The following is a 24,407-nucleotide window of genomic DNA, read 5'->3' as shown; positions in this document are numbered from 1 at the left end:
GAAATGAAATCCAGCCATCGCCGGCGTGGTGTGGAGGGCGTGTGGCTTGCGCAGGCGTGTGCCCCGGCTGCTTCGGCGGGCCCGGCAGAGTGTCAGTCCCCTCTGGTAGGAATGCACCTGTGAGCAGCGAGAACGACGGAGCAGGGCGGGAATCGGGGGTGGAGCCCGAGCAGCTTGCGTTCATTCGGGAGAGTGTGCGGGAGGCCAAGGTGCCGCGGGCCAAGCCGCGGACGTGGCGGGGGGCCGCTCTGGCCAAGGAGCTGCCGGTGGCGCGGGTGCTCGTGGACAAGGGGGTGCTGCATCTCGATCGGTACTTCGAGTACGCGGTGCCCGAGGAGCTGGACGAGGTGGCTCAGCCGGGGGTGCGGGTCCGGGTGCGGTTCGGGGCCGGGGCCAGGAATGTGCGGGGCGGGCGGCGTGAGGGTGGGGGGCTCATTGACGGGTTTCTCGTGGAGAGGGTGGCTCAGGCTGCTTATCAGGGGCCCCTGGCCGCGCTTGCGCAGGTGTTGTCGCCCGAGCCCGTGCTGAGCGAGGAGTTGTTGGGGCTCGCGCGGGCCGTTGCCGATCGGTATGCGGGGAGCCTGGCCGATGTGCTGCAGCTGGCGGTTCCGCCGCGGCATGCGAAGGCCGAGGCGCGGGAGTTCGGCGGGCCGCCTGCGCCGCCCTCGGCTCCGGAGGCCGGGTCGTGGGGGCGGTACGAGAGGGGGAGTGAGTTCGTCGGGGCGCTCTCCGGGGGTGGGGCGCCGCGTGCGGTGTGGACCGCGCTGCCGGGGCCCGAGTGGGCCGATGAGATCGCGCGGGCCGTGCGGGCGACGCTCGCCTCGGGCCGGGGTGCGTTGGTGGTGGTGCCGACGGTGCGGCTTGCCGCGCGGGTGGATGCCGCGCTGCGGGAGCAACTGGGGGAGGGGCAGCACGCGTTGCTGACCGCCGACGCGGGGCAGGAGCGGCGGTACGGGGAGTGGCTTGCCGTGCGGCGCGGGGCCGTGCGGGCCGTTGTGGGGACGCGCGCCGCGATGTTCGCCCCCGTACGGGATCTTGGGCTTGTTGTGGTGTGGGACGACGGGGATGCGCATCACGGTGACGATCGCGCGCCCTTTCCGCATGTGCGTGAGGTGCTTGAGCTGCGGGCCTCGCGGGACAAGTGCGGTTTCCTGTTGGGGAGTTGGAGTTGCACGGTTGAGGCTGCTCAGCTGGTGCGGAGTGGGTGGGCCGCGGCGATTGTCGCGCCACGGGACGTCGTCCGGCGGGTCGCTCCCCTGGTGCGGACCGTGGGGGATCTGGATCTTGCGCGGGACGAGGCCGCGCGGGCGGCGCGGCTGCCCAGCATCGCCTGGGAGGTGGCGCGCGGCGCGCTGCGGGACGGGCCCGTGCTGGTGCAGGTGCCGCGGCGCGGGTATGTGCCGAGGCTCGCCTGCCAGACGTGCCGGGAGCCCGCGCGCTGTCGCCACTGCGCCGGGCCGCTGGAGGCGCGTGAGGCGAGCGGTGCGCTGGGGTGTGCGTGGTGCGGGCGGGACGAAGGGGCCTGGCACTGTCAGGAGTGCGGGGGGTTCCGGCTGCGGGCGCAGGTGGTCGGGGCGCGGCGGACCGCCGAGGAGCTGGGGCGGGCGTTCCCGGCGGTGCCGGTGCGAACGTCGGGGCGGGAACAGGTACTTGACACTGTTCCCGGGACTCCGGCCCTGGTTGTGAGTACGCCGGGCGCCGAGCCCGTCGCCGAGGGCGGGGGCTATGCGGCGGCGCTGCTCCTCGACGGCTGGGCGATGCTCGGGCGGCCGGACCTGCGGGCGGGCGAGGATGCGCTGCGGCGCTGGATCGGCGCCGCCGCTCTCGTACGCGATCAGGAGGCGGGCGGCACCGTCGTGGTCGTCGCCGAGCCCACGCTGCGGCCCGTGCAGGCGCTGGTGCGCTGGGACCCGGTGGGGCACGCGGTGCGGGAGCTCGGGGAGCGGGCCGAGCTCGGGTTTCCGCCGGTGTCGCGGATGGCGGCGGTGTCGGGGTCGGGGCAGGCGCTGGCGGAGTTCCTCGCGGGGGTCGAACTGCCTGCGGACGCTGAGGTGTTGGGGCCTGTGCCTGTGTCTGTGCCTGGGGCGCGGGAGGGTGCTGCCCGTGGGCGTCGTGCGGGGGCGGCGCCGGTGGAGGAGCCGGGGGAGCGTGTGCTGATCCGGGTGCCGCCGGGCAGCGGGGCTGCGCTGGCGGCCGCGTTGAAGACGGCTCAGGCCGCGCGGATGGCTCGGGCGCGCGGGGGTGTGGAGCCGGTGCGGGTGCGGGTGGATCCGCTGGACATCGGGTGAGGGGAAGGGGCTCGGGTGAGGGGGAATGGGCTCGGGGGCAGACGCACGTCTGCCTCCCGCCCCGCACCCGGGGGAAGGAGGCAGACGTCAGGAGTCGGCCCTCGAAAGGTCAGCCGTTGCGTGGGCCGGGGAAGGCGCCGGGGCGGGCTTCCTCGCGCAGGGCCGGGCTGCCGGCCGTCGGCTGGGTCGGCATCGTGCGGGCCGCGGGGACCGACGGCAGGGGGGCGCCTACGGGGACCGCGCGCGAGGTGGACGGCTCGGTCGCCCGCTCCGCCTCCGCGGCCGCCTGGGTCGTGGCGCGGCGGGCGCCGTAACGGCGGTGCACCGCCTGCTTGGTGACCCCGAGTGCCGAGCCCACCGCGTCCCAGGAGAAGCCCAGCGAGCGGTCGAAGTCCACCGCCGCTGTCACCAGCGTCTCGACGCTGTCCCGCAGCTCCTGTGCGAGACGGACGGTCGGGGCGGGGGCCCGCCCGTACACGACGAAGCCCGCGGAGGGGCTGGAGCGGCGCGGGCGGTAGACGTTGCCGAGCTGCGCGGTGAGGGTGCGCAGCGCGTCCACCTGCCGGCGGACCCGCTCGATGTCCCGAACCAGGAGGTGCAGGCTGGCCCGTGCCTGGGCGTCGTGGGTTGCGTGGTCGGCCATGAACAAGCCTCTCGAACCGGCGTTGAAAAGGATGGGGCCGCGTGCGCGCGACCCGTAAGTGGTCAACTCTTTCTTGACCAACGCGCTAGCCCGTGAGGGGTCACGGTGCGGGGGCGTATGCGCATATGCCCAAGGCGCACGTCGTCGCGTACGCCCCCCACGCCCCCGTCGCAGCCACCCGGAGCGGGACCGGCGCGGGCCCCATAGACTGGTGCGCTGCTCCGACCGCCGACGCCGTCACCAGAGATTCCGAGGTACCACCCAGTGAAGCTGGTCTTCGCAGGCACCCCCGAGGTCGCCGTCCCCGCCCTGGACGCCCTGATCGCCTCCGGCCGGCACGAGGTGGCCGCCGTCGTGACCCGGCCCGACGCCCCGGCGGGCCGGGGGCGGCGGCTGGTCGCGAGCCCGGTAGCGGAGCGGGCCGAGGAGGCCGGGATCGAGGTGCTCAAGCCCGTGAAGCCGCGGGACGAGGAGTTCCTCGCGCGGCTGCGGGAGATCGGGCCCGACTGCTGCCCGGTGGTGGCGTACGGGGCGCTGCTGCCCCGGGTCGCCCTCGACGTGCCCGCGCGCGGCTGGGTCAACCTGCACTTCTCGCTGCTGCCCGCGTGGCGGGGCGCCGCCCCCGTGCAGCACGCGGTGATGGCGGGCGACGAGATCACCGGTGCCTCCACCTTCCTGATCGAGGAGGGCCTCGACTCCGGGCCGGTGTACGGGACCGTGACCGAGGGGGTGCGGGCCACCGACACCAGCGGTGATCTGCTCACCCGGCTCGCCTTCGCGGGCGCGGGGCTGCTCGCCGCGACCATGGACGGCATCGAGGACGGCAGCCTCAAGGCCGTGCCGCAGCCCGCCGACGGGGTCACGCTCGCGCCGAAGATCACCGTCGAGGACGCGCACGTCGACTGGGCGACGCCCGCGCTCCGCGTGGACCGCGTGGTGCGGGGCTGCACGCCCGCGCCCGGCGCCTGGACCGTCTTCCGCGGCGAGCGGCTGAAGCTGATCCAGGCCGCCCTTGTGCCGGACCGCACCGACCTCGCGCCCGGCGAGCTGTCCGTCGGCAAGAAGAACCTGTACGTCGGCACCGGCTCGCACGCCGTCGAGCTGCTCTGGGTCCAGGCCCAGGGCAAGAAGCCGATGGCCGCCGCCGACTGGGCGCGTGGAGTGCGGATTGCCCCCGGCGAGCAGCTCGGGGACGCGGACGTACGCTGAGTAGGTCGGCCCCATCCTGTAAGGCCAGTACGGCGACACATTCATTAAGCGGAGCACCTTTGAACGACCAGCCCGACCGGCGCCCCCGTAAGCCCGGCAAGCCCTACCGCCGTCCGCAGAAGGACCCCGTGCGGATCCTCGCCTTCGAGGCCCTGCGCGCCGTCGACGAGCGCGACGCGTACGCGAACCTCGTGCTGCCGCCGCTGCTGCGCAAGGCCCGCGAGAAGGAGGGGCCCGAGAAGTTCGACGGGCGGGACGCGGCGCTCGCCACCGAGCTGGTCTACGGGACGCTGCGCCGCCAGGGCACCTACGACGCGATCGTGGCCGCCTGCATCGACCGGCCGCTGCGCGAGGTCGACCCGCCGGTGCTCGACGTGCTCAACCTCGGTGTGCACCAGCTGCTCGGCACCCGCATCCCCTCGCACGCCGCGGTCTCCGCCTCCGTGGAGCTGGCCCGCGTGGTGCTCGGCGACGGGCGCGCCAAGTTCGTCAACGCCGTGCTGCGCAAGGTCGCGGGCGACGATCTCGACGGCTGGGTGGAGCGCGTCGCCCCGCCCTACGACGAGGACCCCGAGGACCACCTGGCCGTCGTGCACTCGCACCCGCGCTGGGTCGTCTCGGCGCTGTGGGACTCGCTCGGCGGCGGGCGCGCCGGGATCGAGGACCTGCTCGACGCGGACAACGAACGGCCCGAGGTCACCCTCGTCGCCCGGCCCGGCCGCACCACCGCCGACGAGCTCCTGGAGTCGCTGGGGGAGGAGTCGGGGCTGCCGGGGCGCTGGTCGCCGTATGCCGTGCGGCTCACCGAGGGCGGCGAGCCGGGGCAGTTGGCGGCCGTGCGCGAGGGGCGGGCCGGGGTGCAGGACGAGGGCAGCCAGCTGGTGGCCCTCGCGCTGGCGAACGCGCCGCTCGAAGGTTCCGACAAGCGCTGGCTGGACGGCTGTGCGGGCCCCGGCGGCAAGGCGGCCATGCTCGCCGGGCTCGCCGCCGAGCGGGGCGCGACGCTGCTCGCCTCCGAGAAGCAGCCGCACCGGGCCCGGCTCGTGGCCCAGGCGCTCCACGGGAATCCCGGGCCGTACCAGGTCATCGCCGCCGACGGCACCCGGCCGCCGTGGCGGCCCGGGGCCTTCGACCGGGTCCTGATGGACGTTCCTTGCACGGGACTTGGCGCGCTGCGGCGCCGGCCCGAGGCGCGCTGGCGGCGGCGCCCGGAGGACCTGGAAGGCTTCGCGCCGCTCCAACGGTCGCTGCTGCGCACCGCGTTGGAGTCCGTGCGGGTCGGCGGAGTGGTCGGCTACGCCACCTGCTCCCCGCACCTGGCCGAGACCCGCGCCGTCGTCGACGACATCCTCAAGCAGGACGAGGGGGCCGAACTCATCGACGCGCGGCCGCTGTTGCCCGGCGTGCCCGGGCTCGGCGAGGGGCCCGACATCCAGCTGTGGCCGCATCTGCACGGCACCGACGCGATGTACCTGGCGCTGATCCGGCGTACCGCCTGACGTAGGTCCATCGCCTGGCGTGGGTCCGTTCTGTCGGCCGATTCGTCTCATTCGTCCAATTCGGCCCATTCGACGATTGCGTCGGTGGCCGTCACTCCGGGCGTCGGCTGAGGGCGTGGGGCCACCACACGCGTGGCCCCACGTCCAGGAAGAGCGAGGTCACCAGGACCGAGCGGACGATGAAGGTGTCCAGGAGCACGCCGAGGGCCACCGCGAAGCCGATCTCCGCGAAGGCCACCATGGGGAGCGTGCCCAGCGCGGCGAACGTGCCCGCGAGGACCAGGCCCGCCGAGGTGATCACCGCGCCGGTCGCGGCCAGGCCGGTCAGGACGCCCGCGCGGGTGCCCTGGCGGACGGCCTCCTCGCGGATGCGGGTCGACAGGAAGATGTTGTAGTCGATGCCGAGCGCCACCAGGAACACGAAGACGAAGAGCGGGAAGTCCGGTGTCTCGCCCGCGTAGTCGAAGAGATGGCGGAAGGCGAGCGCGCTGACGCCGAGCGCGGCGGCGAACGACAGGGCCACCGTCGCGACCAGCAGCAGCGGGGCCACCAGGGAGCGCAGCAGCACCCCGAGGATCAGCAGCACGACGGCGAGGACGAGCGGGATCACCAGCTTGTTGTCGTGAACGATGGCGCGGTCCATGTCCAGGAGGGCCGCCGAGCCGCCGCCGACCTGGGCCTCGGCGCCCGGCACCGCGTGCACGGCGTCGCGCACCCGCACCACGGTGTCCCGGGCCGCCGCGCTGTCCGACGGGTCGGTCAGCGTCGCCTCGATCAGGACCTTGCCCTCGTACTCCGGTTTGGTGGCGGGCGGTACGCCGATGCTGTCCGGCTCGACGCCCCGGGTCGCGGCGACCACGGTGCGCACGCGGGCGTCCTGGTCCTTGGCCGCGACGACGACGAGGGGGTCGCCGCTGCCCGCGGGGAAGTGCTTCTGCAGGACCTCCTGGCCGTGGATGGAGTCGGGCTTGTCGGTGAACGCGTCGGCGTTGCTCAGGCCGTCCGCGCGCAGCTGGAACAGGCCGAGCGAGAGCAGGGCGAGGGCCACCGCCGTGACGCTCCAGGTCAGGCGGGGGCGGTGGGAGATGCGGCGCCCGGTGCGCGCCCACACGCCGCTCTCGGTGGGCTCGGCCGAGCCGACGTGCGGGATCACCGGCCAGAAGAACCAGCGCCCGAAGACCACGAGCAGCGCCGGGAAGAGCGAGAGCATCGCCAGGAGCGCGACCGCGACGCCGATGGCGGCGACGGGGCCGAGGCCGCGCGTCGAGTTCATCTCGGCGGTCATCAGCACCAGCATGCTCAGGACGACGGTCGCGCCCGAGGCGAGCACGGCGGGCCCGGCGCGGTGCAGGGCGAGCGCCATCGCCTCGTGCCGGTCGTCGTGGCGGCGCAGCTCCTCGCGGTAGCGGGCGACCAGGAGCAGGCCGTAGTCGGTGCCCGCGCCGAAGACGAGCACGGTGAGGATGCCCGCGCTCTGGCCGTTCACCGTCAGGCCCGCGTGCCGGGCCAGGAGATAGATCAGGGCCTGCGCCGTGAACAGGGCGACGATCACGCTGAGCACCGGCGCGAGCAGCAGGGTCGGGCTGCGGTAGGTGAAGAGCAGGATCACCACGACGATGCCGAGCGCCGAGAACAGCAGCGTCGAGTCGATGCCCTCGAACGCCTTGGAGAAGTCGGCGGAGGTGCCGCCGGGCCCGGTGATGTGCACGGTCAGGCCGTCGCCGCCGCGCCCCACCCGGTCGCGGATGGAGTCGACGGCGGGCGCGATCCGCTCCCAGCCCTTCTCGTCCATCGTGATGGGGACGTAGATCTGCGCCGCCGTGGCCGCGGCCGGGTCAGGCTTGTCGAAGGTGGGGCCGCGGGTCTCGGCGCCCCGGATGCCGTGCGCGCGCAGCGGCTTCAGCTGCCGCACGTCCGCGGCGATCTCCGCGCGGTCCCGTACGGTGAGGCCGCCGTCACGCGCGTACACGACCACCGCGGGGATCGCCTCGGGCCTGAACTCCTTGGAGGCGTCGAGGACTTGGGTGGACTCGGCGGAGCCCGGCAGCCAGGACGAGGCATCGTTGTCCTGGGCGTCGGTGAGCTTCTGCGCGAGCGGCGCCACAAGGACGAACACCACCAGCCAGAACGCCACCACCAGCCACTTGGTGCGCGGCCCGCAGACCAGCCACGCGACCCCGCGCCGCTCCTGCTTCTGCCGCCCCTGCCCCTGTACGTCCGCCATGGCGTCCCCCGGCTTGCCGTGCGCGGTGCCCGTGAGCCGACCAGCATGGCACCGGAGCGGGCCCCCGGGAACCGGCTGCGGCGGGCAACGCGCGCCGGGCATGGCAGGCTTGGGGCATGGCAGCTCAGATCAACCCCAGCATCCTCTCCGCCGACTTCGCGCGACTCGCCGACGAGGCCAAGGCCGTCGACGGCGCGGACTGGCTCCATGTCGACGTCATGGACAACCACTTCGTGCCGAACCTCACGCTGGGCGTGCCGGTCGTAGAGTCCCTGGCGCGGGCGACGGACACGCCCCTGGACTGCCACCTGATGATCGAGGACCCCGATCGCTGGGCCCCGCAGTACGTCGAAGCGGGGGCCGGCTCCGTCACCTTTCACGCGGAGGCCGCGGCCGCTCCGGTCCGTCTGGCCCGGGAGATCCGGGCCAAGGGTGCCCGCGCGTCCATGGCACTCAAGCCCGCGACGCCCATCGAGCCGTACGAGGACCTGCTGCCCGAGCTCGACATGGTGCTGATCATGACGGTTGAGCCCGGCTTCGGCGGGCAGGCGTTCCTCGACATCATGCTGCCCAAGATCCGGCGCACCCGTGAGCTGATCGGCAAGCACGGCCTGCAGATGTGGCTGCAGGTCGACGGCGGGGTCTCGGCCTCGACGATCGAGCGGTGCGCGGAGGCGGGCGCTGACGTCTTCGTGGCGGGCTCCGCGGTGTACGGCGCCGAGGACCCGGCCGCGGCGGTACGTTCATTGCGCACCCAAGCGGAGGTAAAGACCGCGTCATCGGCCTGGGCGTGCGACCACTGAGCCACAGGAACGTGAACGCCGCCCATCAGGGCTGATCAACTCCGCCGGATCTGCAAGGATGAACGGCGAACCCCGAATGTGAACAGCAGTGAGGAGACGTCGTGTCGGCCATGTCGGCGGGTCGGTCAGCCATGCGGATGGGACCCGCGGAGCTGGTGCAGGCGGCGGCCATGGCCCGCCGCTTCTACCTCGAGGGCAAGTCCAAGATCCAGATCGCGGAGGAGTTCGGCGTCAGCCGCTTCAAGGTGGCGCGGGTCCTGGAGACGGCCCTGGAGCGTGATCTCGTGCGCATCGAGATCCGCGTGCCCGCCGAGCTGGACGCGGAGCGCTCGGACGCGCTGCGCGCCCGCTACGGCCTGCGGCACGCCGTCGTCGTCGAGTCACCCGCCGAGGACGCGGACGAGTCGCCGGACCCGGAGAACCTCGGCGAGGTCGCGGCCGGGCTCCTCGGCGAGCTGGTGAACGAGGGCGATGTCCTCGGCCTCGCCTGGGGCCGCTCGACCATCCACATGGCGGCGGCCCTGGAGGCGCTGCCGCCGTGCACGGTCGTGCAGCTGACCGGCGTGTACGACGCGGGCACCGCCGAGCGCGGCTCCGTCGAGGCCGTCCGGCGCGCCGCCCAGGTCTCCGGCGGCGAGGCGCACCCCATCTACGCGCCGATGCTGCTGCCCGACCCGGCGACGGCGGCGGCGCTGCGCAACCAGACGGGGATCGCGCGGGCCTTCGAGTACTTCGACAAGGTCACCGTGGCCTGTGTGTCGATCGGCTCCTGGGAGCCCGGCATCTCGACCGTCCACGACATGCTCAGCGACGAGGAGCGTGCGCACTACGCCTCGCTGGGCGTGGCCGCGGAGATGTCTGCCCATCTGTTCGACGCCGAGGGGCGTCGGGTCGGGCGGGACCTGGGAGAGCGGTGCATCACCGTCGAAGCCGATCGGCTCCGACGGATTCCTGAGGTGGTCGCCATCGCGGGCGGGCAGCGCAAGGCCGCGGCCATCGATGCGGTGCTGCGGTCCGGGCTTGTGACCAGCCTGGTCACGGACACGGCCGCCGCCGACCAGCTCTTGGTGGCCGGGCCGCCGCCTCGGCCCGCGCTGAACCGGGCGGATCCGGACGGCAGCTGAGCCGCTGCGGGTCGGTGGGGGGTGTTCGCGCAGTTCCCCGCGCCCCTGGTGGGGTGTCCCGGACTGTAGTCGTGTGCCTGCGGGTCGGTGGGGGGTGTTCGCGCAGTTCCCCGCGCCCCTGACGGGGTGCTCCGGACTGTAGTTGCGTGCCTGCGGGTCGGTGGGGGCTGGGTGCGCAGTTCCTCGCGCCCCTGGTGGGGTGCTGTGGCAGCATCGGGGCCATGTTGTCCCGGTTCGTGCCCCGTGCTCTCGCGGCCCTGTTCCTCTGCTGTGTTGCGCTCGTGGGCTGCTCGTCGTCCTCGGGCGGCAGCTCGCCCTCGTCGCGGGCCGCGGCGACGCCCTCCTGGGTGCCGCACGGCATGGCCACCGTCCAGGCCGGCCAGTTGCCCGGCGAGGCCCTCGAGACGCTGCGCCGCATCGACAAGGGCGGGCCGTTCCCGCACGCCAAGGACGGCACCGTCTTCGGGAACTATGAGCGGGTGCTGCCCCGGGAGAAGCGCGGTTACTACCGCGAGTACACGGTGCGCACCCCCGGCGAACGGGACCGGGGCGCACGGCGGATCGTCACCGGTGACGGGGGCGAGACCTACTACACCAGCGATCACTACGCGTCCTTCAAGGCGGTCCTGAGATGACGACGTCCGACCAGCACGCGGCGCTGCTCACGGTGGTGCGCGCGGGGGGCTGGACCACCTACGCCCTGGACCTCGCGAGGGTGCGCGACAAGGCCGCCTTCATGGCGCGGTGCGCCCGCGACCTCGCCCTGCCCGACTGGTTCGGCCGCAACTGGGACGCGCTCGCCGACTGCCTCACGGACCTCTCCTGGGCCCCGCCCGCGCGCGGGCGCCTGATCGTGGTGAGCGGCTGGCAGGAGTACGCGGATGCGGCGCCCCAGGAGTGGGAGATCGCCCGCGAGGTGCTCACCGACGCGGTGGCGCACTGGCGGGACGCCGCGGGGGATGGCGAAGGTGACGGCGAAGGTGACGTTGCCGGGGCCGTGCCGCTCGATGTCGTGCTCGCCCTGGAGTCGTAGCCCCAACTGTCCTGCCCTGCCTCGTGGTCCGGCCCGGCGGCACGCTCTAATGAGGGGCGCGCACGCACCGCGTGCGCGGGGGACCGAAGGGGAGGGATCACGGTGGGCGGACGTTCGGCGATCGTGGTGGGCGGCGGCATCGGAGGGCTCGCCACGGCGGTGGCGCTGCGGCGCGCCGGGTGGCGGGTCCAGGTGCTCGAACGGCGCCCGGACTTCAGGGAGTTGGGCGCGGGACTGTCCCTGTGGCCGAACGCGCTGCGCGCCCTGGACGCCCTCGGGCTCGGCGACCGGGTGCGTGAACTCGCCCTGACCGACGCCTCGGCGGGCATCCGCGACCGCTCCGGGCGCTGGCTCTCACGCACCGACACCGGCGAACTGGCCCGCCGCCACGGCGAGGTGACGATGGTGCACCGCGCCGACCTCCTCGACACCCTGCGCGCCGCCGTGCCCGCCGAGGACCTGCGTCCCGGCGTGACCGTGGAGTCCGTGCGGGCGGACGGGACCGTCCGGCACTCCGGCACCGAGACCCGCGCCGACCTCGTGGTCGGCGCGGACGGCATCGGCAGCCGGGTCCGCAGCTCCCTGTGGCCTAACGCGCCCACGGCCCGGTACGCGGGCTACACGACCTGGCGCATGGTGACCGAGCCGGTGCCGGTGACCGAGGGCGCCGAGTCCTGGGGGCGCGGCGAGCGCTTCGGGTACGCGCCGCTGCCGGACGGCCGGGTGTACGCCTTCGCCGTCCTGACCGCCCCCGAGGGCCTCGCCGAGCGGATCCCGGCCGACCGCGCCCTGGCCCTGCTGCGGCGCCGCTTCGGGAGCTGGCACGCGCCGGTCCCCGACCTGCTCGCCGCCGTCGAGCCCGGCGCCCTGCTGCACCACGGCATCTACGAGCTGCCGCCCCTGCCCACCTTCGTCACCGGCCGGGCCGCGCTGCTCGGCGACGCCGCCCACGCCATGACGCCCAACCTCGGCCAGGGCGCCTGTCAGGCCCTGGAGGACGCCGTCGAGCTCGCCGACGCACTCGCCCGGGGCGGGTCCGTGGAGGGCGCCCTCACCGCGTACGACCGGATCCGCCGCCCCCGGGTCCAGATGATCTCCGCGCGGGCGCGGCGCATCGGGCAGGTCGCGCAGTGGCGGGACCCCCTCGCCGCCGGGCTGCGGAACCTCGCGCTGCGCCGGGCGCCTGCGGAGGCGTTCCTGAAGTCGCTCGACCCGGTCCTGGACTGGTGGCCACGCACGGTGGCGTGACGGCCACGGACGATCACCGGGCGGGGTCCCTCTTGGAGGATCGGACCAGGGCTTTCGGCCCCCGCCTGGGCGATCGTCCCGGGCGGCGCATTCTCGCGGGCATGGGACACTGAAGTACGTGCTTTTCCCCCGGCTGTCCTGTTCGGGGGCCACCTCTGATCGACTGGGATGAGCAGCACGTGCGCTTCCTCAATGACATTCAGCCTGCGTACGACCTGACGTACGACGACGTCTTCATGGTGCCGAGGCGTTCGGCCGTCGGCTCCCGACAGGGCGTGGACCTCTCCGCCCCCGACGGCACCGGCACGACGATCCCGCTGGTCGTCGCCAACATGACCGCGATCGCCGGGCGCCGCATGGCCGAGACCGTCGCCCGCCGCGGCGGCCTCGTCGTCATCCCCCAGGACATCCCGATCGAGGTCGTCACCGAGGTCATCTCCTGGGTCAAGACGCGCCACCACGTCCTGGACACCCCGATCGTCCTGGCCCCGACCCAGACCGTCGCGGACGCGCTCGCCCTGCTGCCCAAGCGCGCCCACAACGCCGGTGTGGTCGTCGACGGCGACCAGAAGCCGATCGGTGTCGTCACCGACGCGGACCTCTCCGGCGTCGACCGCTTCACGCAGCTCTCCGAGGTCATGTCCAAGGACCTGGTGCTGCTGGACGCGGACATCGACCCGCGCGACGCCTTCAACAAGCTCGACGGCGCCAACCGCCGCTACGCCCCCGCCGTGGACAAGGACGGCCGCCTCGCGGGCATCCTCACCCGCACGGGCGCCCTGCGCGCGACGCTCTACACCCCGGCCGTGGACGTGAACGGCAAGCTGCGCATCGCCGCCGCCGTCGGCATCAACGGCGACGTGGCGGGCAAGGCCAAGCAGCTGCTCGACGCGGGCGTCGACACGCTCGTCGTGGACACCGCGCACGGCCACCAAGAGTCGATGATCGCCGCGGTCAAGGCCGTGCGCGCCCTCGACCCGCAGGTCCCGATCGTCGCGGGCAACATCGTCGCCGCCGAGGGCGTGCGCGACCTGATCGAGGCCGGTGCCGACATCATCAAGGTCGGCGTCGGCCCGGGTGCGATGTGCACGACCCGCATGATGACCGGCGTCGGGCGCCCGCAGTTCTCCGCCGTCCTGGAGTGCGCCGCCGAGGCCAAGAAGTTCGGCAAGCACGTCTGGGCCGACGGCGGTGTCCGCCACCCGCGCGACGTCGCCATGGCGCTGGCCGCCGGTGCGTCGAACGTGATGATCGGCTCCTGGTTCGCGGGCACCTACGAGTCCCCGGGCGACCTCCAGCACGACGCCAACGGCCGTCCGTACAAGGAGTCGTTCGGCATGGCCTCGGCGCGTGCCGTGCGCAACCGCACGTCCGACGAGTCGGCGTACGACCGCGCCCGCAAGGCGCTCTTCGAGGAGGGCATCTCGACCTCCCGCATGTTCCTCGACACGGCCCGCCCGGGCGTCGAGGACCTGATCGACTCGATCATCGCGGGCGTCCGCTCCTCCTGCACGTACGCGGGCGCGGCCTCCCTGGAGGAGTTCGCGGAGAAGGCGACCGTCGGCATCCAGAGCGCCGCGGGCTACGCCGAGGGCAAGCCGCTGCACGCCAGCTGGAGCTAACCCGTCCAGCCCGCCTCCCTCGCCGTGGCCGTCACCGCCGCGGCGAGGGCGGCGTGGCCTGCGTCGGACGGGTGCACGCCGTCCACGAGCTGGTCGGCGCGCACGAGTTCCGCGCCGGGCAGTACGGGGACGTCCGCGTCCCGTGCCGCCCGTTCCACCGCCGCTCTCAGGTCCCCCAAGGTCGCGCCGAGCTCGTTCGGCGTCACCTCGGCCTCCGGGCGCACGACCGGGGAGACCACCAGGACCGGCGCGTGCGGGTTTCCCTGGCGCACGAGGGTCAGGAACGCCCGCGTCGTCTCGTACAGGAGCGGCGCCGAACTCGGCGTCCGCGACCAGCAGTTGGTGCCGAAGGCCAGCGTGATGAAGTCGCCCCTCAGCGAGCCGAGCTGGCGGGCCGAGGCCAGCTCGCCCCGGGCGGCCCCCGCGTAGCCGAGGTTCACGGTGTCGAGGCCGAGAGCGCGCCCGGCCAGGGCGGGCCAGGCCAGGTGCGGGCGGGACGCCGACCAGCCCTCCGTGATCGAGTCGCCGTAGACCAGCCAGCGGGGGCGCGGCGGGGCGGGCGTCAGGGTGCCGCCGCCGACCGGGCGTACCTCCCGTAGCGCGGGGCGCAGCGCCTCGGGCAGATGGAGCGTGAACTCGCCCTCGGGGTGGGGGAGTTCGAGGCGGGCCACGTGGGTGCCGGGGGCTGCGGGGGTCTCGCCCGCCACCGCGTCGCCGGACAGCAGCGTGAAGACCGGGGGCACGTCGCGGTAGCCGTCCGTCTCCCAGGGCTCCCTCCCCTCGTACGCGATCTCCACCTCCCGTACGCCGCGTGCCGCGAACGCGAGCCGGACCCCCGCCGGGACCGTCGCCCGCTCCCAGGTGTCCCCGGGCAGCAGCTCGCGCTCCGCCGGGTCCGCGCGCAGCGGGCGGCCGTCGTCGGACCACCAGGGCGCGCCACGTACGAACTCCCCCAACTCCCGCATCACGGCCGCCCGATGGTCGGGTACGGGAACTTCACGCCGACCCCGCCGTCCACCACCAGGGTCTGCCCGGTGACGTACGCGGACAGGGGCGAGGCGAAGAAGAGCAGGGCCGAGGCGATGTCGGCGGGTTCGGCGACGCGGGCGAGCGGGGCGTTCTCGGCGTTGCGGGCGCGGCCCTCCGGACCCAGGAGGCCCGCCACGCGCGGGGTCCAGACGACGCCGGGGGCCACCGCGTTGACCCGCACCCCGCGCGGCCCGTACTCCACCGCCGCCGTGCGCACGAGGGAGATCAGGCCCGCCTTGGCCGCCCCGTACGCCGCGTGCAGCGTCGCCGCGGTGAGGCCGGAGACCGAGGCGACGAAGACCAGCGGGCCGCCGCCGCGCTCGGCGAGGGCCGCGCCGCCGTGGCGCACCGCGTGCCAGGCGTGCCGCAGGACGATGTCGAAGTGCCAGTCCCAGGCGGCGTCGTCGAGCTCGTCCAGGCCCGCGTACCGCGCCATGCCGACGATGTCGACGACCCCGCCCACGCCGCCGAGGTCCGCGAACTCCTTGCGGGCGTGGGCGAACAGCTCGCGCACCGCCGCGCGGTCCGTCACGTCCGCCACGTACGGGATCCCGCCCGTCTCCGCCGCGACCGCCGCCGCGCGCCCCTCGTCCAGGTCCACACACAGGACCCGCGCGCCCGCCGCGGTGAGCGCGTGCGCGGTCTGCCGTCCGATGCCGTTGCCCGCGCCGAGCAGCACGAAGCCGCGGCCGTCCAGGCGGTGGCGGGCCGCGTAGTCGGGCACGAGCGTGGTGTCCAGCGGCTCGCCGACGGCGGCGTCGGCGGTCGGGTCGCCCGTCATGGCCGGGTGCCGATCGGGCGGTACGCCGCCAGCTCCGGGATGACTTCCTTGCCGAGGATCTCAATGGTGCGCAGGATCTCCTGGTGCTCCAGGTAGCCCCACTGGACGTAGCAGATCAGCTGGTCCACCCCGAGGTCGGCGTAGTGCTTCGCCTTGCGCACGATGGTGGCCGCGTCGCCGATGAGGATCATGCCGCCGTCGTTGAACTCCCGTACGGGGACGTCGCCTTGGAGGATGGGGGAGAGGAGCGGGAAGGCGCGCTCGCGGTCCTCGGGCGGCAGGTGCGGCAGCTCCCAGTCGAGGGTGAACTGCGCGAGGTTGCGGTACCACCAGGCGACCGAGTCCCAGACCCGGCGCGAGGGCCGGTCCGTCGCGTGGACGAGGGTGTACGCGCTGACGCGGTCCGTCGTGACCCCCGTGATCGGCTCCGGGGCGCGGGCGGCCTCGCGGTAGGCCGCGACCTGCCGGGCCATCGTCTCCAGGGGCTGCATGATCGAGAAGGAGAGCAGGCCGAGCCCGGCCGCGCCCGCCACCTCCGCCGAGCCGGGCGAGGTGGCCGCCATCCAGCAGGGCGGGTGCGGGTCCTGCACCGGCTTCGGGGTGACCATGCGGCGGGGGAAGGAGAAGCGCTCCGACTCGTACGCGAAGTACTCCTCGCGCCACATCCCCGTGACGATCTCGATCGCCTCCCGCCAGTCCGCCCGCGACTGCTCGCGGTCGACGCCGAAGGCCGTCTGTTCCATGGGAGTCGAACGTCCCGTGCCCCATTCCACGCGGCCGCCGGAGAGGACGTCCACCGTCGCCACTTTCTCCGCGATCCGCTGCGGCGGCGTGAAGCCGAAGGGGGTGAGGGTCACGCCGAAGCCGAGCCGGATGCGCTCGGTGAGGGCCGCGAGGTGGCCGAGCAGCACCTCGGGCGCCGGGCAGTGCGAGCGGCCCTCGCGGAAGTGGTGCTCCACCGCCCACAGGGTGCGGAAGCCCATCCGGTCCGCGAGGCGGATCTGCTCGACGGCCTCGCGGTAGGCGCGCTGCTCGGCGGCGCGCTGGCCGTGTGGATGCGGGGCGTTCCAGGGCTTCGGTACGTCGATCTCGTACAGGACGTCGAGGTCCATGCCGGGGCTCCTGTTCGCCTGGGGCGGCGGCGGATGGTGCCGGTCGGCGTGCACGATGAGGCAGATCTGACGAAGAGTCAACAGCGTGGCCGAGGTCACGGCGCGAAACGGGCAAACGCAACGGACGAAACGGGCGGCGCAATGAAGACACGCCGGAACGGGATGTACGCAACGATCATGCGCAAGCACGCAAGGTTGCTGCATTACGCCCGTGAAGCGAAAACTCGTAGAGTGCCCGCTGTAACTGGCGTGGCGGACTGCCTGCTCGGTGGTCCCCCTTCTGGCCGGGCTGCCATCGGTCCGCGCCGCCCTGACCGGCAGCGATGAAGGAGCCAGCGCGTGCTCGACCACGGCGCACCACCGCAACCCAGCAGTTCCGGTGGACCCTCTGCCCCCGGCCTCGGCCTCCGACTGATGCGCCGCAAGCCGGTGGAACGCCTGGTCGCGGAGGGCGGCCAGGGCGAGGGCGGCTCGCTGCGCCGCTCGCTCGGCATGTGGCAGCTCACCATGATCAGCATCGGTGCCACCCTCGGCACCGGCATCTTCGTGGTGCTCGGCGAGGCCGTCCCCAAGGCCGGACCCGCCGTCACGCTCTCCTTCGTGATCGCCGGCCTCACGGCGCTCTTCTCCGCGCTCTCGTACGCCGAGCTCGCGGGCACCATCCCGGTCGCCGGCTCCTCGTACTCGTATGCGTACGCAACACTCGGTGAGTTCATCGCCTGGGTCTGCGGCTGGTGTCTGATCCTCGAGTACGGCGTCTCGGTCGCGGCCGTCGCCGTCGGCTGGGGGCAGTACCTCAACGAGTTCCTCGACGGCACCATCGGCGTCACCATCCCCGACGCGATCGCCGCGCCGCCCGGTGACGGCGGGTACTTCAACCTGCCCGCGCTGATCGTGGTCGTGCTCGCGATGTTCCTGCTGCTCGGCGGCGCCCGGGAGTCGGCACGCGCCAACACGATCATGGTGTGCGTGAAGATCGCGGCACTCGTGCTCTTCTGCGTGATCGGCTTCCAGGGCTTCAAGTCCGGCAACTACGAGAACTTCATGCCGCTCGGCACGGCGGGCGTCAGCGCCGCCGCCTCGTCGCTCTTCTTCTCCTACATCGGCTTCGACGCCGCCTCCACCGCGGGCGAGGAGGCCAAGAACCCGCAGCGCGACCTGCCCCGCGCGATCATGCTCTCGCTGGTCATCGTCACCGCGCTCTACGTCCTGGTCGCGGTCGTCGCCGTCGGCGCCCGCCCCTGGAAGGACTTCGAGGGCTCCGAGGCCGCGCTCGCCGGGATCATGAAGGACGTCACCGGCCAGTCGCTCTGGGCCACCGTGCTCGCCGCCTGCGCCGTCGTCGCCATCGCGAGCGTCGTCCTGACCGTGCTCTACGGCCAGACCCGCATCCTGTTCGCGATGTCCCGCGACGGCCTGGTCCCCAAGGTCTTCGCCAAGGTCAGCCCCCGCACCGGAACCCCGGTCGCGAACACCCTGATCGTCTCGCTGTTCTGCGGCGTGCTCGCCGCCGCCGTTCCGCTCGGCGAGCTCGCCAACGCCACCAGCATCGGCACGCTCTTCGCCTTCGCCCTGGTCAACATCGCCGTCGTGGTGCTGCGCCACCGGCGCCCCGACATGAACCGCACCTTCCGGGTGCCGCTCGGCTGGCTCATCCCGCTCCTCGGCTTCGCGAGCTGCGGCTATCTGATGTGGAACCTGCCGATGGTGACCTGGCAGTGGTTCATCGGCTGGATGGCCGTCGGCCTCGTGATCTACTTCGTGTACGGGATGCGCCGCTCCCGTCTGGAGACCGAGCCGACCGGGCCCGTCTCCGTGGAGAAGTGACCGTGGCGCGCCGCCCCGCAGCGGCGCGCCGCACCGCAGAGAAGTGATCGACCCCCTGTGCTGAACGAACTCGACGAACGCATCGTGCACGCCCTCGCCGAGGACGCCCGCCGCTCCTACGCCGACATCGGGCAGCTCGTCGGCCTGTCCGCGCCCGCCGTGAAGCGGCGCGTGGACCGGCTGCGGGCCACCGGCGCCATCACCGGGTTCACGGTCCGCGTCGACCCGGCCGCGCTCGGCTGGGAGACCGAGGGGTTCATCGAGATCTACTGCCGCCGCAACACCTCGCCCGAGGCCATCCAGAAGGGCCTGGAGCGCTACCAGGAGGTCGCGGCCGCCTCCACCGTCACCGGTGAGGCGGACGCGGTCGTCCAGGTCTTCGCCTCCGACATGCGCCACTTCGAGCGGGTCCTGGAGCGGATCGCCGGGGAGCCGTTCGTGGAGCGGACGAAGTCGGTGCTCGTGCTGTCGCCGCTGCTGCGGCGGTACACCTCCGGCTCCCCGGCGTAGGGGCCGCCCCACCCCCGTCGGGGCGGCCCCCGGCCCGGTCGATCCGGTGCGGGTCAGTTCGTCGGGTACGGGACCTGCCACGGCAGCACGTGGAAGTCGCCGGTGCCCTGCTTGACCCGCTCGAAGGGCGCCGCGCTGTTGCACTTGGTCAGCTTCTTGGTGCCGTCGGGGCCGCCCGTCGCCGCCCAGCTGTAGCCGAGCCGGTCGTGGGCGCCCCGGTCGTTGACGCTGAAGCCGACGCGGCTGCCCTTCATCTCCTTGATGTTGGTCCCGGTGATGATCCCGGTCGCCGTCGCCACCTTGCCGCCCGTCACCAGGCAGTCGATGCGGCCCTTCGCCCAGCCGCCCTTGCCGCCCGGCTTCTCCAGGTGCACGAACCTGAAGGTGCCGGTCGCCTTGTCGGGACGGGTGTTGTTCTTTGCTGCCAGGTGCGCGTCGAACGTGAACGTCACGTCCTCCGTGGTCTTGCGGAACAGCTTCGCCGAGCCGGTGAGCGCGGCCGCCTCGCGGGGCTTGTCCGCGGCCGTTCCATGGGGCTTGCCGGTGGCCGCCGTGACCGCCGGGCGGGGGCTCTCGTCGTCCGAGGCGACGGCCACGCCCGCCACCCCCGCGAGGGCCAGGATCGCGGCGCCGACGGCGACGACACGGACGGTGGTGGGGGTGAAGACGGTGCGGCTCACGGGAGCCCTCCTCTGCGAGGCCCTGCACCCGGTCCTTCCGGGCGAGATCACGATCTCCCGGAACGGGGCCCCGGCACGTCGGCCCAGGGGAGGGACCCCACTTCCGCCGCGCGGGGGAGGAAAGGGCGCCCCTGCGGGACGAGCGGAACCGGAGGGCGCGCAACGAATCGCCGTGCCCTGCACCCCAGGCGCAACAGATCGAGCACTTGCCCACAACGGACCAATCTTGTCCGGACAAGGGCGGCGAACGTACCGTCTATCCGACCCCTCCACCCACTCCTGCCCGAGGTCCGTCATGCCGCCGCTGCGCACCGCCCTGCTCCAGAGCTCCGGCCGTCCCGGATCCGTCGCCGCCAATCTGAAGGTGCTCGACGAGGCCGCCGCCCGGGCCGCCGCCACGGGGGCCGGGCTGCTCGTCGCGCCGGAGATGTTCCTGACCGGGTACGCGATCGGCGAGGACGTGCCGCGCCTCGCCGAGCCCGCCGACGGCCCCTCCGCGACGCGGGTGGCCGAGATCGCCGTGCGCCACGGGATCGCGGTCGCCTACGGCTATCCGGAGCGCGACGGCGACGTGCTCTTCAACTCCGCGCAGTTGATCGGTGCAGACGGTGCGCGTGTGGCGAACTACCGTAAGACCCATCTCTTCGGAGACTTCGAGCAGGGCTGGTTCACGCCGGGTGAACAGCCCGTGGTCCAGGCGGAGTTGGGCGGCCTCCGGGTCGGGCTGATGATCTGCTACGACGTGGAGTTCCCCGAGAACGTCCGGGCGCACGCCCTCGCGGGCACCGATCTGCTCCTGGTGCCCACCGCCCAGATGCACCCGTTCCAGTTCGTCGCCGAGTCCGTCGTCCCGGTGCGCGCCTTCGAGAGTCAGCTGTACGTGGCCTACGTCAACCGGGTCGGTCCGGAGGGCGAGTTCGAGTTCGTCGGGCTCTCCACGCTCGCCGGTCCCGACGGGATCGCCCGCGCCCGCGCGGGCCGGGGGGAGGAGCTGGTCGTCGCCGACGCCGACCCCGACTTCCTCGCCGCCTCCCGCGAGGCCAACCCGTATCTGCGCGACCGCAGGCCCGGCCTGTACGGGTCCCTCACCTGAGCCACGGCCCTCGCCCCGCCCACCCCGCTGCCCCTGCCTCGCCCCGCTTTCCCGCAAGGAGTCCGTACCCCATGACGTCCACGGTGCCCAACGCCGCCCAGCATCACGACGACGGCCAGCCGCCCATCACGATGTTCGGCCCGGACTTCCCCTACGCGTACGACGACTATCTCCACCACGCCGCGGGCCTGGGCCGGATACCCGCGACCGGGCACGGCACGGAAGTGGCCGTCATCGGCGGTGGCCTCTCCGGCATCGTCGCGGCGTACGAGCTCATGAAGATGGGCCTCAAGCCCGTCGTCTACGAGGCGGACCAGATCGGCGGCCGGCTGCGCACCGTCGGCTTCGAGGGCTGCGATCCGGCGCTCACCGCCGAGATGGGCGCGATGCGCTTCCCGCCGTCCTCGACGGCCCTGCAGTACTACATCGACCTGGTGGGGCTTGAGACCAAGCCGTTCCCCAACCCCCTTGCGGAGTCGACCCCTTCGACGGTCGTGGACCTCAAGGGCGAGTCGCACTACGCCACCTCGGTCGACGATCTCCCGCAGGTCTACCGCGACGTCATGAACGCGTGGAACGCCTGCCTGGAGGAGGGCGCGGACTTCGCCGAGATGAACCGCGCGCTGCGCGAGCGCGACGTGCCGAAGATCCGGGAGATCTGGTCGCGCCTCGTCGAGCAGCTCGACAACCAGACCTTCTACGGCTTCCTGTGCGCCTCCGAGGCGTTCAAGTCCTTCCGCCACCGCGAGATATTCGGCCAGGTCGGCTTCGGCACCGGCGGCTGGGACACCGACTTCCCCAACTCCATCCTGGAGATCCTGCGCGTCGTCTACACCGAGGCCGACGACCACCACCGCGGCATCGTCGGCGGCAGCCAGCAGCTGCCGCTGCGCCTGTGGGAGCGCGAGCCGCAGAAGATCGTGCACTGGGACCTCGGCACCTCGCTGAAGTCCCTGCACGCGTCCGGCGAGCCCCGTCCCGCCGTGACCCGGCTGCACCGCACGGCGGGCAACCGCATCACCGTGACGGACGCCTCCGGCGACATCCGCACCTTCCCGGCGGCGATCTTCACGGGCCAGTCCTGGATGCTGCTCAGCAAGGTCGACTGCGACGACTCGCTCTTCCCCATCGACCACTGGACGGCGATGGAGCGCACCCACTACATGGAGAGCTCGAAGCTCTTCGTGCCGGTGGACCGTCCCTTCTGGCTGGACAAGGACGAGGACACCGGCCGGGACGTCATGTCGATGACGCTCACCGACCGCATGACGCGCGGCACGTACCTCCTGGACGACGGCCCGGACAAGCCCGCCGTCATCTGCCTCTCCTACACCTGGTGCGACGACAGCCTGAAGTGGCTGCCGCTGTCGGCGAACGAGCGCATGGAGGTCATGCTCAAGTCGCTCGGCGAGATCTATCCCAAGGTCGACATCCGCAAGCACATCATCGGCAACCCGGTGACCGTCTCCTGGGAGAACGAGCCCTACTTCATGGGCGCGTTCAAGGCGAACCTGCCGGGCCACTACCGCTACCAGCGGCGCCTGTTCACGCACTTCATGCAGGACCGGCTGCCGGCGGACAAGCGGGGGCTGTTCCTCGCGGGCGACGACATCTCCTGGACGGCCGGGTGGGCCGAGGGCGCGGTGCAGACGGCGCTGAACGCGGTGTGGGGGGTCATGCACCAGCTCGGCGGGGCGACGGATCCGGTGAATCCGGGACCGGGCGATGTGTTCGACGAGATCGCGCCGGTGGAGCTTCCGGAGGACTGAGGCCCTTGCGTCGCGCGGGGGCGGGCGGGGCGTGACCTCTCACACCCCGGCGGACCTCGCCTCCGCGTACACCTCGGCCGCCAGGTCCTTCAACTCCTCCGCGTCCCGGACCCCGCCCTGGAGATCCAGCAGCATCTCCTCCAGGCCCACCTCCGCATGCGCCACCAGATCCTCCACGATCTGCGCGACGCTCCCCTGGAAGGGGCGGCGGTCCGCACCCTCGAACGGGGTGCGCGTGTACAGGGTGTTGACCCGCAGCACGCTCTGGATCGGTGCCTCGCGGCTCCGCTCGGAGGCCAGGTTCTGCAGGTCCCGCCAGGACTTGGCGAGCGCCTCCGCGCCCTGGGCGGCCGGCATCCAGCCGTCCGCCCGGTCGACGAGGCGCCGGGCCGCCTTCGGGCTGTGGGCGGGGAGCAGGACGGGGATGGGCCGGGCGGGCTTGGGGCCGACCTCGGCGGACGCGATCGTGGTGAGTCCGCCCTCGTACGTCACCGGGTCCGGGCCCCAGACCGCGTGGCAGACGTCGATCAGCTCGTCCAGGACCTGGCCGCGCCGCTCGAAGGGGGCGATGGACGCCGCCGCGTACTCGTCCAGGGACCAGCCCGTGCCCAGGCCCGCGACGACCCGGCCGCCGCTGGCCGCGTCCAACGTGGCGAGCGAGCGCGCGAGTTGGAAGGGGACGTGCAGCGGCGCCACCAGCACGCTGGTGCCGAGCCGGGCGCGCTCCGTGACCGCCGCGGCGAGCGTGAGCGTCACCAGGGGGTCGGCCACCGAGCGGTACTGATCGGGCCAGGGCAGGCCCTCGATCCCGTACAGGCCCTGGGTGGGCGGGTCGGGGAACAGGACGCGCTCGAAGACCCACAGGCTCTCGTAACCGATCTCCTCGGCGGCGCGGGCCACTTCGGGGACGTCGCGCCCGAGGGTGTACTGCTTCATCTGGGGCAGGCCGAGTCCGAGTCGCGTCGCCATCCAGGTGCTCCTTCGCGGTCGAGGGCTCAAGAGGGTTCAACGTGCCGAAGGGGCAAGGGAGTTCCGGGGTGGTGCAGGTTCCGGGTGGGGTGCGCGGCCGGTCCGGTGGCCGGGCGGGTCAGTCCGGCAGCGGCGTGAGCAGCATCCGGCTCACCAGTCCCACCGCCCCGTCCAGGCGCTCGCGGAACTCCCCGGCCAGACCCGGGTGTTCGCGCAGGGCCCACAGGGCGCGGGCCGCCGCCCAGGCGCCGTCGCGGGCCCGCTCCAGGCTCCAGGAGCCGAACAGGTGGGTCAGCGGGTCGGCGATCTGGAGCAGGTCGGGGCCCGGCATCAGCTCTTCGCGGATCCGCTCCTCCAGCGATACGAGGATGTCGCCCACGCGGTCGAACTCGTCCTCCACCGCGGCGGGTTCGCAGCCGAGCGTGCGGCAGGTGTCCACGACGGCCAGCGCCAGGTCGTGGCCGATGTGTGCGTTGATGCCCGCGAGCGCGAACTGCAGCGGGCGTACGCCGGGATGGCGCCGGTACTGGAAGAGGGGCCGCCAGCAGGCGGGCGGGCGGCCCGGGCCCGCCGCCGCGTCCACGGCCGCCAAGTAGCGCACGGCGAACTGGAGATCCAGGGTGGTGGCGGCCCGGGCGTCCGCGAACCGGCCGGCGCCGAGGTGCCGGTCGACCTCCTCCGTGACCGACAGATACACCCGGTTGAAGACGGCCAGGCCGTCGCGCGGCGGCAGGTCGTCGCCGATCGCACGCATCCGCGCCACCACCGCGTCGACGCCTCCGCTGCCGCGCGCGGGGGCCGTGAACTGTTCCAACTGCGCCATGGGGGCAGCGTCCCAGTCCTAGGCTGGCCGGAGTGTCAGCGCACCGGGCGATTCCCCATAACGAGGGATAACACGGGAAATCGACGGCCGGGAAAGGGTGTTGCGGAGGAGGGGCGTTGCG

The 24,407-nt window shown here is 73.1% G+C and carries 20 protein-coding genes and 1 pseudogene; 13 read left to right on the top strand and 8 right to left on the bottom strand.

Features of this window, described 5'->3' with window-relative positions; translation table 11 throughout:
• Nucleotides 1-119: 119 nt before the first annotated feature.
• Nucleotides 120-2,288, top strand: coding sequence for a primosomal protein N' (locus ACFWYM_RS37415; RefSeq protein ID WP_384847457.1), 2,169 nt, complete (start codon nucleotides 120-122; stop codon nucleotides 2,286-2,288).
• A gap of 109 nt (nucleotides 2,289-2,397) precedes the next feature.
• On the opposite strand, the gene ACFWYM_RS37410 is transcribed toward ACFWYM_RS37415, so the two are convergent.
• Entirely contained in the window at nucleotides 2,398-2,931 is a 534-nt protein-coding gene (locus tag ACFWYM_RS37410; protein ID WP_384847454.1) for a hypothetical protein, read from the bottom strand.
• Nucleotides 2,932-3,195: 264 nt separating this feature from the next.
• On the opposite strand from ACFWYM_RS37410, the gene fmt reads away from it, so the two are divergent.
• Nucleotides 3,196-4,140 carry a methionyl-tRNA formyltransferase gene (gene fmt / locus ACFWYM_RS37405; RefSeq protein ID WP_384847451.1) on the top strand — a complete coding sequence of 315 codons (945 nt, stop codon included), beginning with the start codon at nucleotides 3,196-3,198 and terminating at the stop codon, nucleotides 4,138-4,140.
• Nucleotides 4,141-4,199: 59 nt separating this feature from the next.
• Entirely contained in the window at nucleotides 4,200-5,639 is a 1,440-nt protein-coding gene (locus ACFWYM_RS37400; RefSeq protein WP_384847448.1) for an RsmB/NOP family class I SAM-dependent RNA methyltransferase, read from the top strand.
• 91 nt (nucleotides 5,640-5,730) lie between these two features.
• Here the strand turns inward: ACFWYM_RS37400 and ACFWYM_RS37395 are convergent, their stop codons facing one another.
• Nucleotides 5,731-7,863 carry an MMPL family transporter gene (locus ACFWYM_RS37395; protein ID WP_384847445.1) on the bottom strand — a complete coding sequence of 711 codons (2,133 nt, stop codon included), beginning with the start codon at nucleotides 7,861-7,863 and terminating at the stop codon, nucleotides 5,731-5,733.
• 116 nt (nucleotides 7,864-7,979) lie between these two features.
• Here ACFWYM_RS37395 and rpe point away from each other — a divergent pair, with 116 nt between their 5' ends.
• The 6 genes and pseudogenes from rpe (at nucleotide 7,980) to ACFWYM_RS37365 (ending at nucleotide 13,693) form a co-directional block, all read left to right on the top strand.
• The gene (gene rpe / locus ACFWYM_RS37390; RefSeq protein WP_384847442.1) at nucleotides 7,980-8,666 is read left to right on the top strand and encodes a ribulose-phosphate 3-epimerase; all 687 of its coding nucleotides are present in this window, start codon (nucleotides 7,980-7,982) and stop codon (nucleotides 8,664-8,666) included.
• 78 nt (nucleotides 8,667-8,744) lie between these two features.
• Nucleotides 8,745-9,790, top strand: a pseudogene (locus ACFWYM_RS37385) (sugar-binding transcriptional regulator).
• Nucleotides 9,791-10,011: 221 nt separating this feature from the next.
• Nucleotides 10,012-10,425 (top strand): ribonuclease domain-containing protein, encoded by a 414-nt coding sequence (locus ACFWYM_RS37380; RefSeq protein WP_384847439.1) that lies wholly within the window; start codon nucleotides 10,012-10,014, stop codon nucleotides 10,423-10,425.
• Entirely contained in the window at nucleotides 10,422-10,823 is a 402-nt protein-coding gene (locus tag ACFWYM_RS37375; protein WP_384847437.1) for a barstar family protein, read from the top strand. The genes ACFWYM_RS37380 and ACFWYM_RS37375 overlap by 4 nt, the downstream gene beginning before the upstream one ends.
• 102 nt (nucleotides 10,824-10,925) lie before the next feature.
• Nucleotides 10,926-12,071 (top strand): FAD-dependent oxidoreductase, encoded by a 1,146-nt coding sequence (locus ACFWYM_RS37370; RefSeq protein WP_384847434.1) that lies wholly within the window; start codon nucleotides 10,926-10,928, stop codon nucleotides 12,069-12,071.
• 179 nt (nucleotides 12,072-12,250) lie between these two features.
• Nucleotides 12,251-13,693: a GuaB1 family IMP dehydrogenase-related protein gene (locus ACFWYM_RS37365; RefSeq protein WP_384847431.1), complete on the top strand. Its 1,443-nt coding sequence runs from the start codon at nucleotides 12,251-12,253 to the stop codon at nucleotides 13,691-13,693.
• Here ACFWYM_RS37365 and ACFWYM_RS37360 read toward each other — a convergent pair.
• From ACFWYM_RS37360 to ACFWYM_RS37350, 3 genes are read right to left on the bottom strand one after another with little or no spacing between them, the layout of a single operon-like run.
• Nucleotides 13,690-14,658: a GDSL-type esterase/lipase family protein gene (locus tag ACFWYM_RS37360; RefSeq protein WP_384847428.1), complete on the bottom strand. Its 969-nt coding sequence runs from the start codon at nucleotides 14,656-14,658 to the stop codon at nucleotides 13,690-13,692. The two genes, ACFWYM_RS37365 and ACFWYM_RS37360, sit on opposite strands and share 4 nt — an antisense overlap.
• Entirely contained in the window at nucleotides 14,658-15,503 is an 846-nt protein-coding gene (locus ACFWYM_RS37355) for an SDR family NAD(P)-dependent oxidoreductase (protein ID WP_384847425.1), read from the bottom strand. Before ACFWYM_RS37355 ends, ACFWYM_RS37360 begins: the two co-directional genes overlap by 1 nt.
• Nucleotides 15,500-16,615 (bottom strand): LLM class flavin-dependent oxidoreductase, encoded by a 1,116-nt coding sequence (locus ACFWYM_RS37350; RefSeq protein WP_384847423.1) that lies wholly within the window; start codon nucleotides 16,613-16,615, stop codon nucleotides 15,500-15,502. Before ACFWYM_RS37350 ends, ACFWYM_RS37355 begins: the two co-directional genes overlap by 4 nt.
• Before the next feature lie 339 nt (nucleotides 16,616-16,954).
• Between ACFWYM_RS37350 and ACFWYM_RS37345 the strand changes: the two genes are divergently transcribed.
• Nucleotides 16,955-18,442: an amino acid permease gene (locus ACFWYM_RS37345; protein WP_384847420.1), complete on the top strand. Its 1,488-nt coding sequence runs from the start codon at nucleotides 16,955-16,957 to the stop codon at nucleotides 18,440-18,442.
• Nucleotides 18,443-18,499: 57 nt separating this feature from the next.
• The gene (locus ACFWYM_RS37340) at nucleotides 18,500-18,952 is read left to right on the top strand and encodes an Lrp/AsnC family transcriptional regulator (RefSeq protein ID WP_384847417.1); all 453 of its coding nucleotides are present in this window, start codon (nucleotides 18,500-18,502) and stop codon (nucleotides 18,950-18,952) included.
• A gap of 53 nt (nucleotides 18,953-19,005) precedes the next feature.
• Here the strand turns inward: ACFWYM_RS37340 and ACFWYM_RS37335 are convergent, their stop codons facing one another.
• Nucleotides 19,006-19,632 carry a Repetin gene (locus ACFWYM_RS37335; RefSeq protein ID WP_384847414.1) on the bottom strand — a complete coding sequence of 209 codons (627 nt, stop codon included), beginning with the start codon at nucleotides 19,630-19,632 and terminating at the stop codon, nucleotides 19,006-19,008.
• 295 nt (nucleotides 19,633-19,927) lie between these two features.
• On the opposite strand from ACFWYM_RS37335, the gene ACFWYM_RS37330 reads away from it, so the two are divergent.
• Together ACFWYM_RS37330 and ACFWYM_RS37325 are read left to right on the top strand one after the other, a co-directional pair.
• A complete protein-coding gene (locus ACFWYM_RS37330) occupies nucleotides 19,928-20,725 on the top strand; it encodes a carbon-nitrogen hydrolase family protein (RefSeq protein ID WP_384847411.1) in 798 nt (265 codons plus the stop codon).
• 71 nt (nucleotides 20,726-20,796) lie between these two features.
• Nucleotides 20,797-22,494 (top strand): flavin monoamine oxidase family protein, encoded by a 1,698-nt coding sequence (locus tag ACFWYM_RS37325; RefSeq protein WP_384847408.1) that lies wholly within the window; start codon nucleotides 20,797-20,799, stop codon nucleotides 22,492-22,494.
• A 39-nt stretch (nucleotides 22,495-22,533) separates the two neighbouring features.
• Here the strand turns inward: ACFWYM_RS37325 and ACFWYM_RS37320 are convergent, their stop codons facing one another.
• A complete protein-coding gene (locus ACFWYM_RS37320) occupies nucleotides 22,534-23,463 on the bottom strand; it encodes an LLM class F420-dependent oxidoreductase (protein ID WP_384847405.1) in 930 nt (309 codons plus the stop codon).
• A 118-nt stretch (nucleotides 23,464-23,581) separates the two neighbouring features.
• Entirely contained in the window at nucleotides 23,582-24,286 is a 705-nt protein-coding gene (locus tag ACFWYM_RS37315; RefSeq protein WP_384847403.1) for a DUF5995 family protein, read from the bottom strand.
• Nucleotides 24,287-24,407: the final 121 nt, after the last annotated feature.

Source organism: Streptomyces sp. NPDC059009 (assembly GCF_042740175.1).
Classification (GTDB): domain Bacteria; phylum Actinomycetota; class Actinomycetes; order Streptomycetales; family Streptomycetaceae; genus Streptomyces.
Note: the sequence above shows the minus strand (reverse complement) of the source record. Positions and strands in the feature narration are given on the sequence as shown.

Bases quoted from the DNA above. Each gene is read 5' to 3' on its own strand.
- ACFWYM_RS37410 (WP_384847454.1), bottom strand. From the start codon at position 2,931: ATGGCCGACCACGCAACCCACGACGCCCAGGCACGGGCCAGCCTGCAC.
- ACFWYM_RS37395 (WP_384847445.1), bottom strand. From the start codon at position 7,863: ATGGCGGACGTACAGGGGCAGGGGCGGCAGAAGCAGGAGCGGCGCGGG.
- rpe (WP_384847442.1), top strand. From the start codon at position 7,980: ATGGCAGCTCAGATCAACCCCAGCATCCTCTCCGCCGACTTCGCGCGA.
- ACFWYM_RS37380 (WP_384847439.1), top strand. From the start codon at position 10,012: ATGTTGTCCCGGTTCGTGCCCCGTGCTCTCGCGGCCCTGTTCCTCTGC.
- ACFWYM_RS37375 (WP_384847437.1), top strand. From the start codon at position 10,422: ATGACGACGTCCGACCAGCACGCGGCGCTGCTCACGGTGGTGCGCGCG.
- ACFWYM_RS37360 (WP_384847428.1), bottom strand. From the start codon at position 14,658: ATGCGGGAGTTGGGGGAGTTCGTACGTGGCGCGCCCTGGTGGTCCGAC.
- ACFWYM_RS37355 (WP_384847425.1), bottom strand. From the start codon at position 15,503: ATGACGGGCGACCCGACCGCCGACGCCGCCGTCGGCGAGCCGCTGGAC.
- ACFWYM_RS37350 (WP_384847423.1), bottom strand. From the start codon at position 16,615: ATGGACCTCGACGTCCTGTACGAGATCGACGTACCGAAGCCCTGGAAC.
- ACFWYM_RS37330 (WP_384847411.1), top strand. From the start codon at position 19,928: ATGCCGCCGCTGCGCACCGCCCTGCTCCAGAGCTCCGGCCGTCCCGGA.
- ACFWYM_RS37325 (WP_384847408.1), top strand. From the start codon at position 20,797: ATGACGTCCACGGTGCCCAACGCCGCCCAGCATCACGACGACGGCCAG.
- ACFWYM_RS37320 (WP_384847405.1), bottom strand. From the start codon at position 23,463: ATGGCGACGCGACTCGGACTCGGCCTGCCCCAGATGAAGCAGTACACC.
- ACFWYM_RS37315 (WP_384847403.1), bottom strand. From the start codon at position 24,286: ATGGCGCAGTTGGAACAGTTCACGGCCCCCGCGCGCGGCAGCGGAGGC.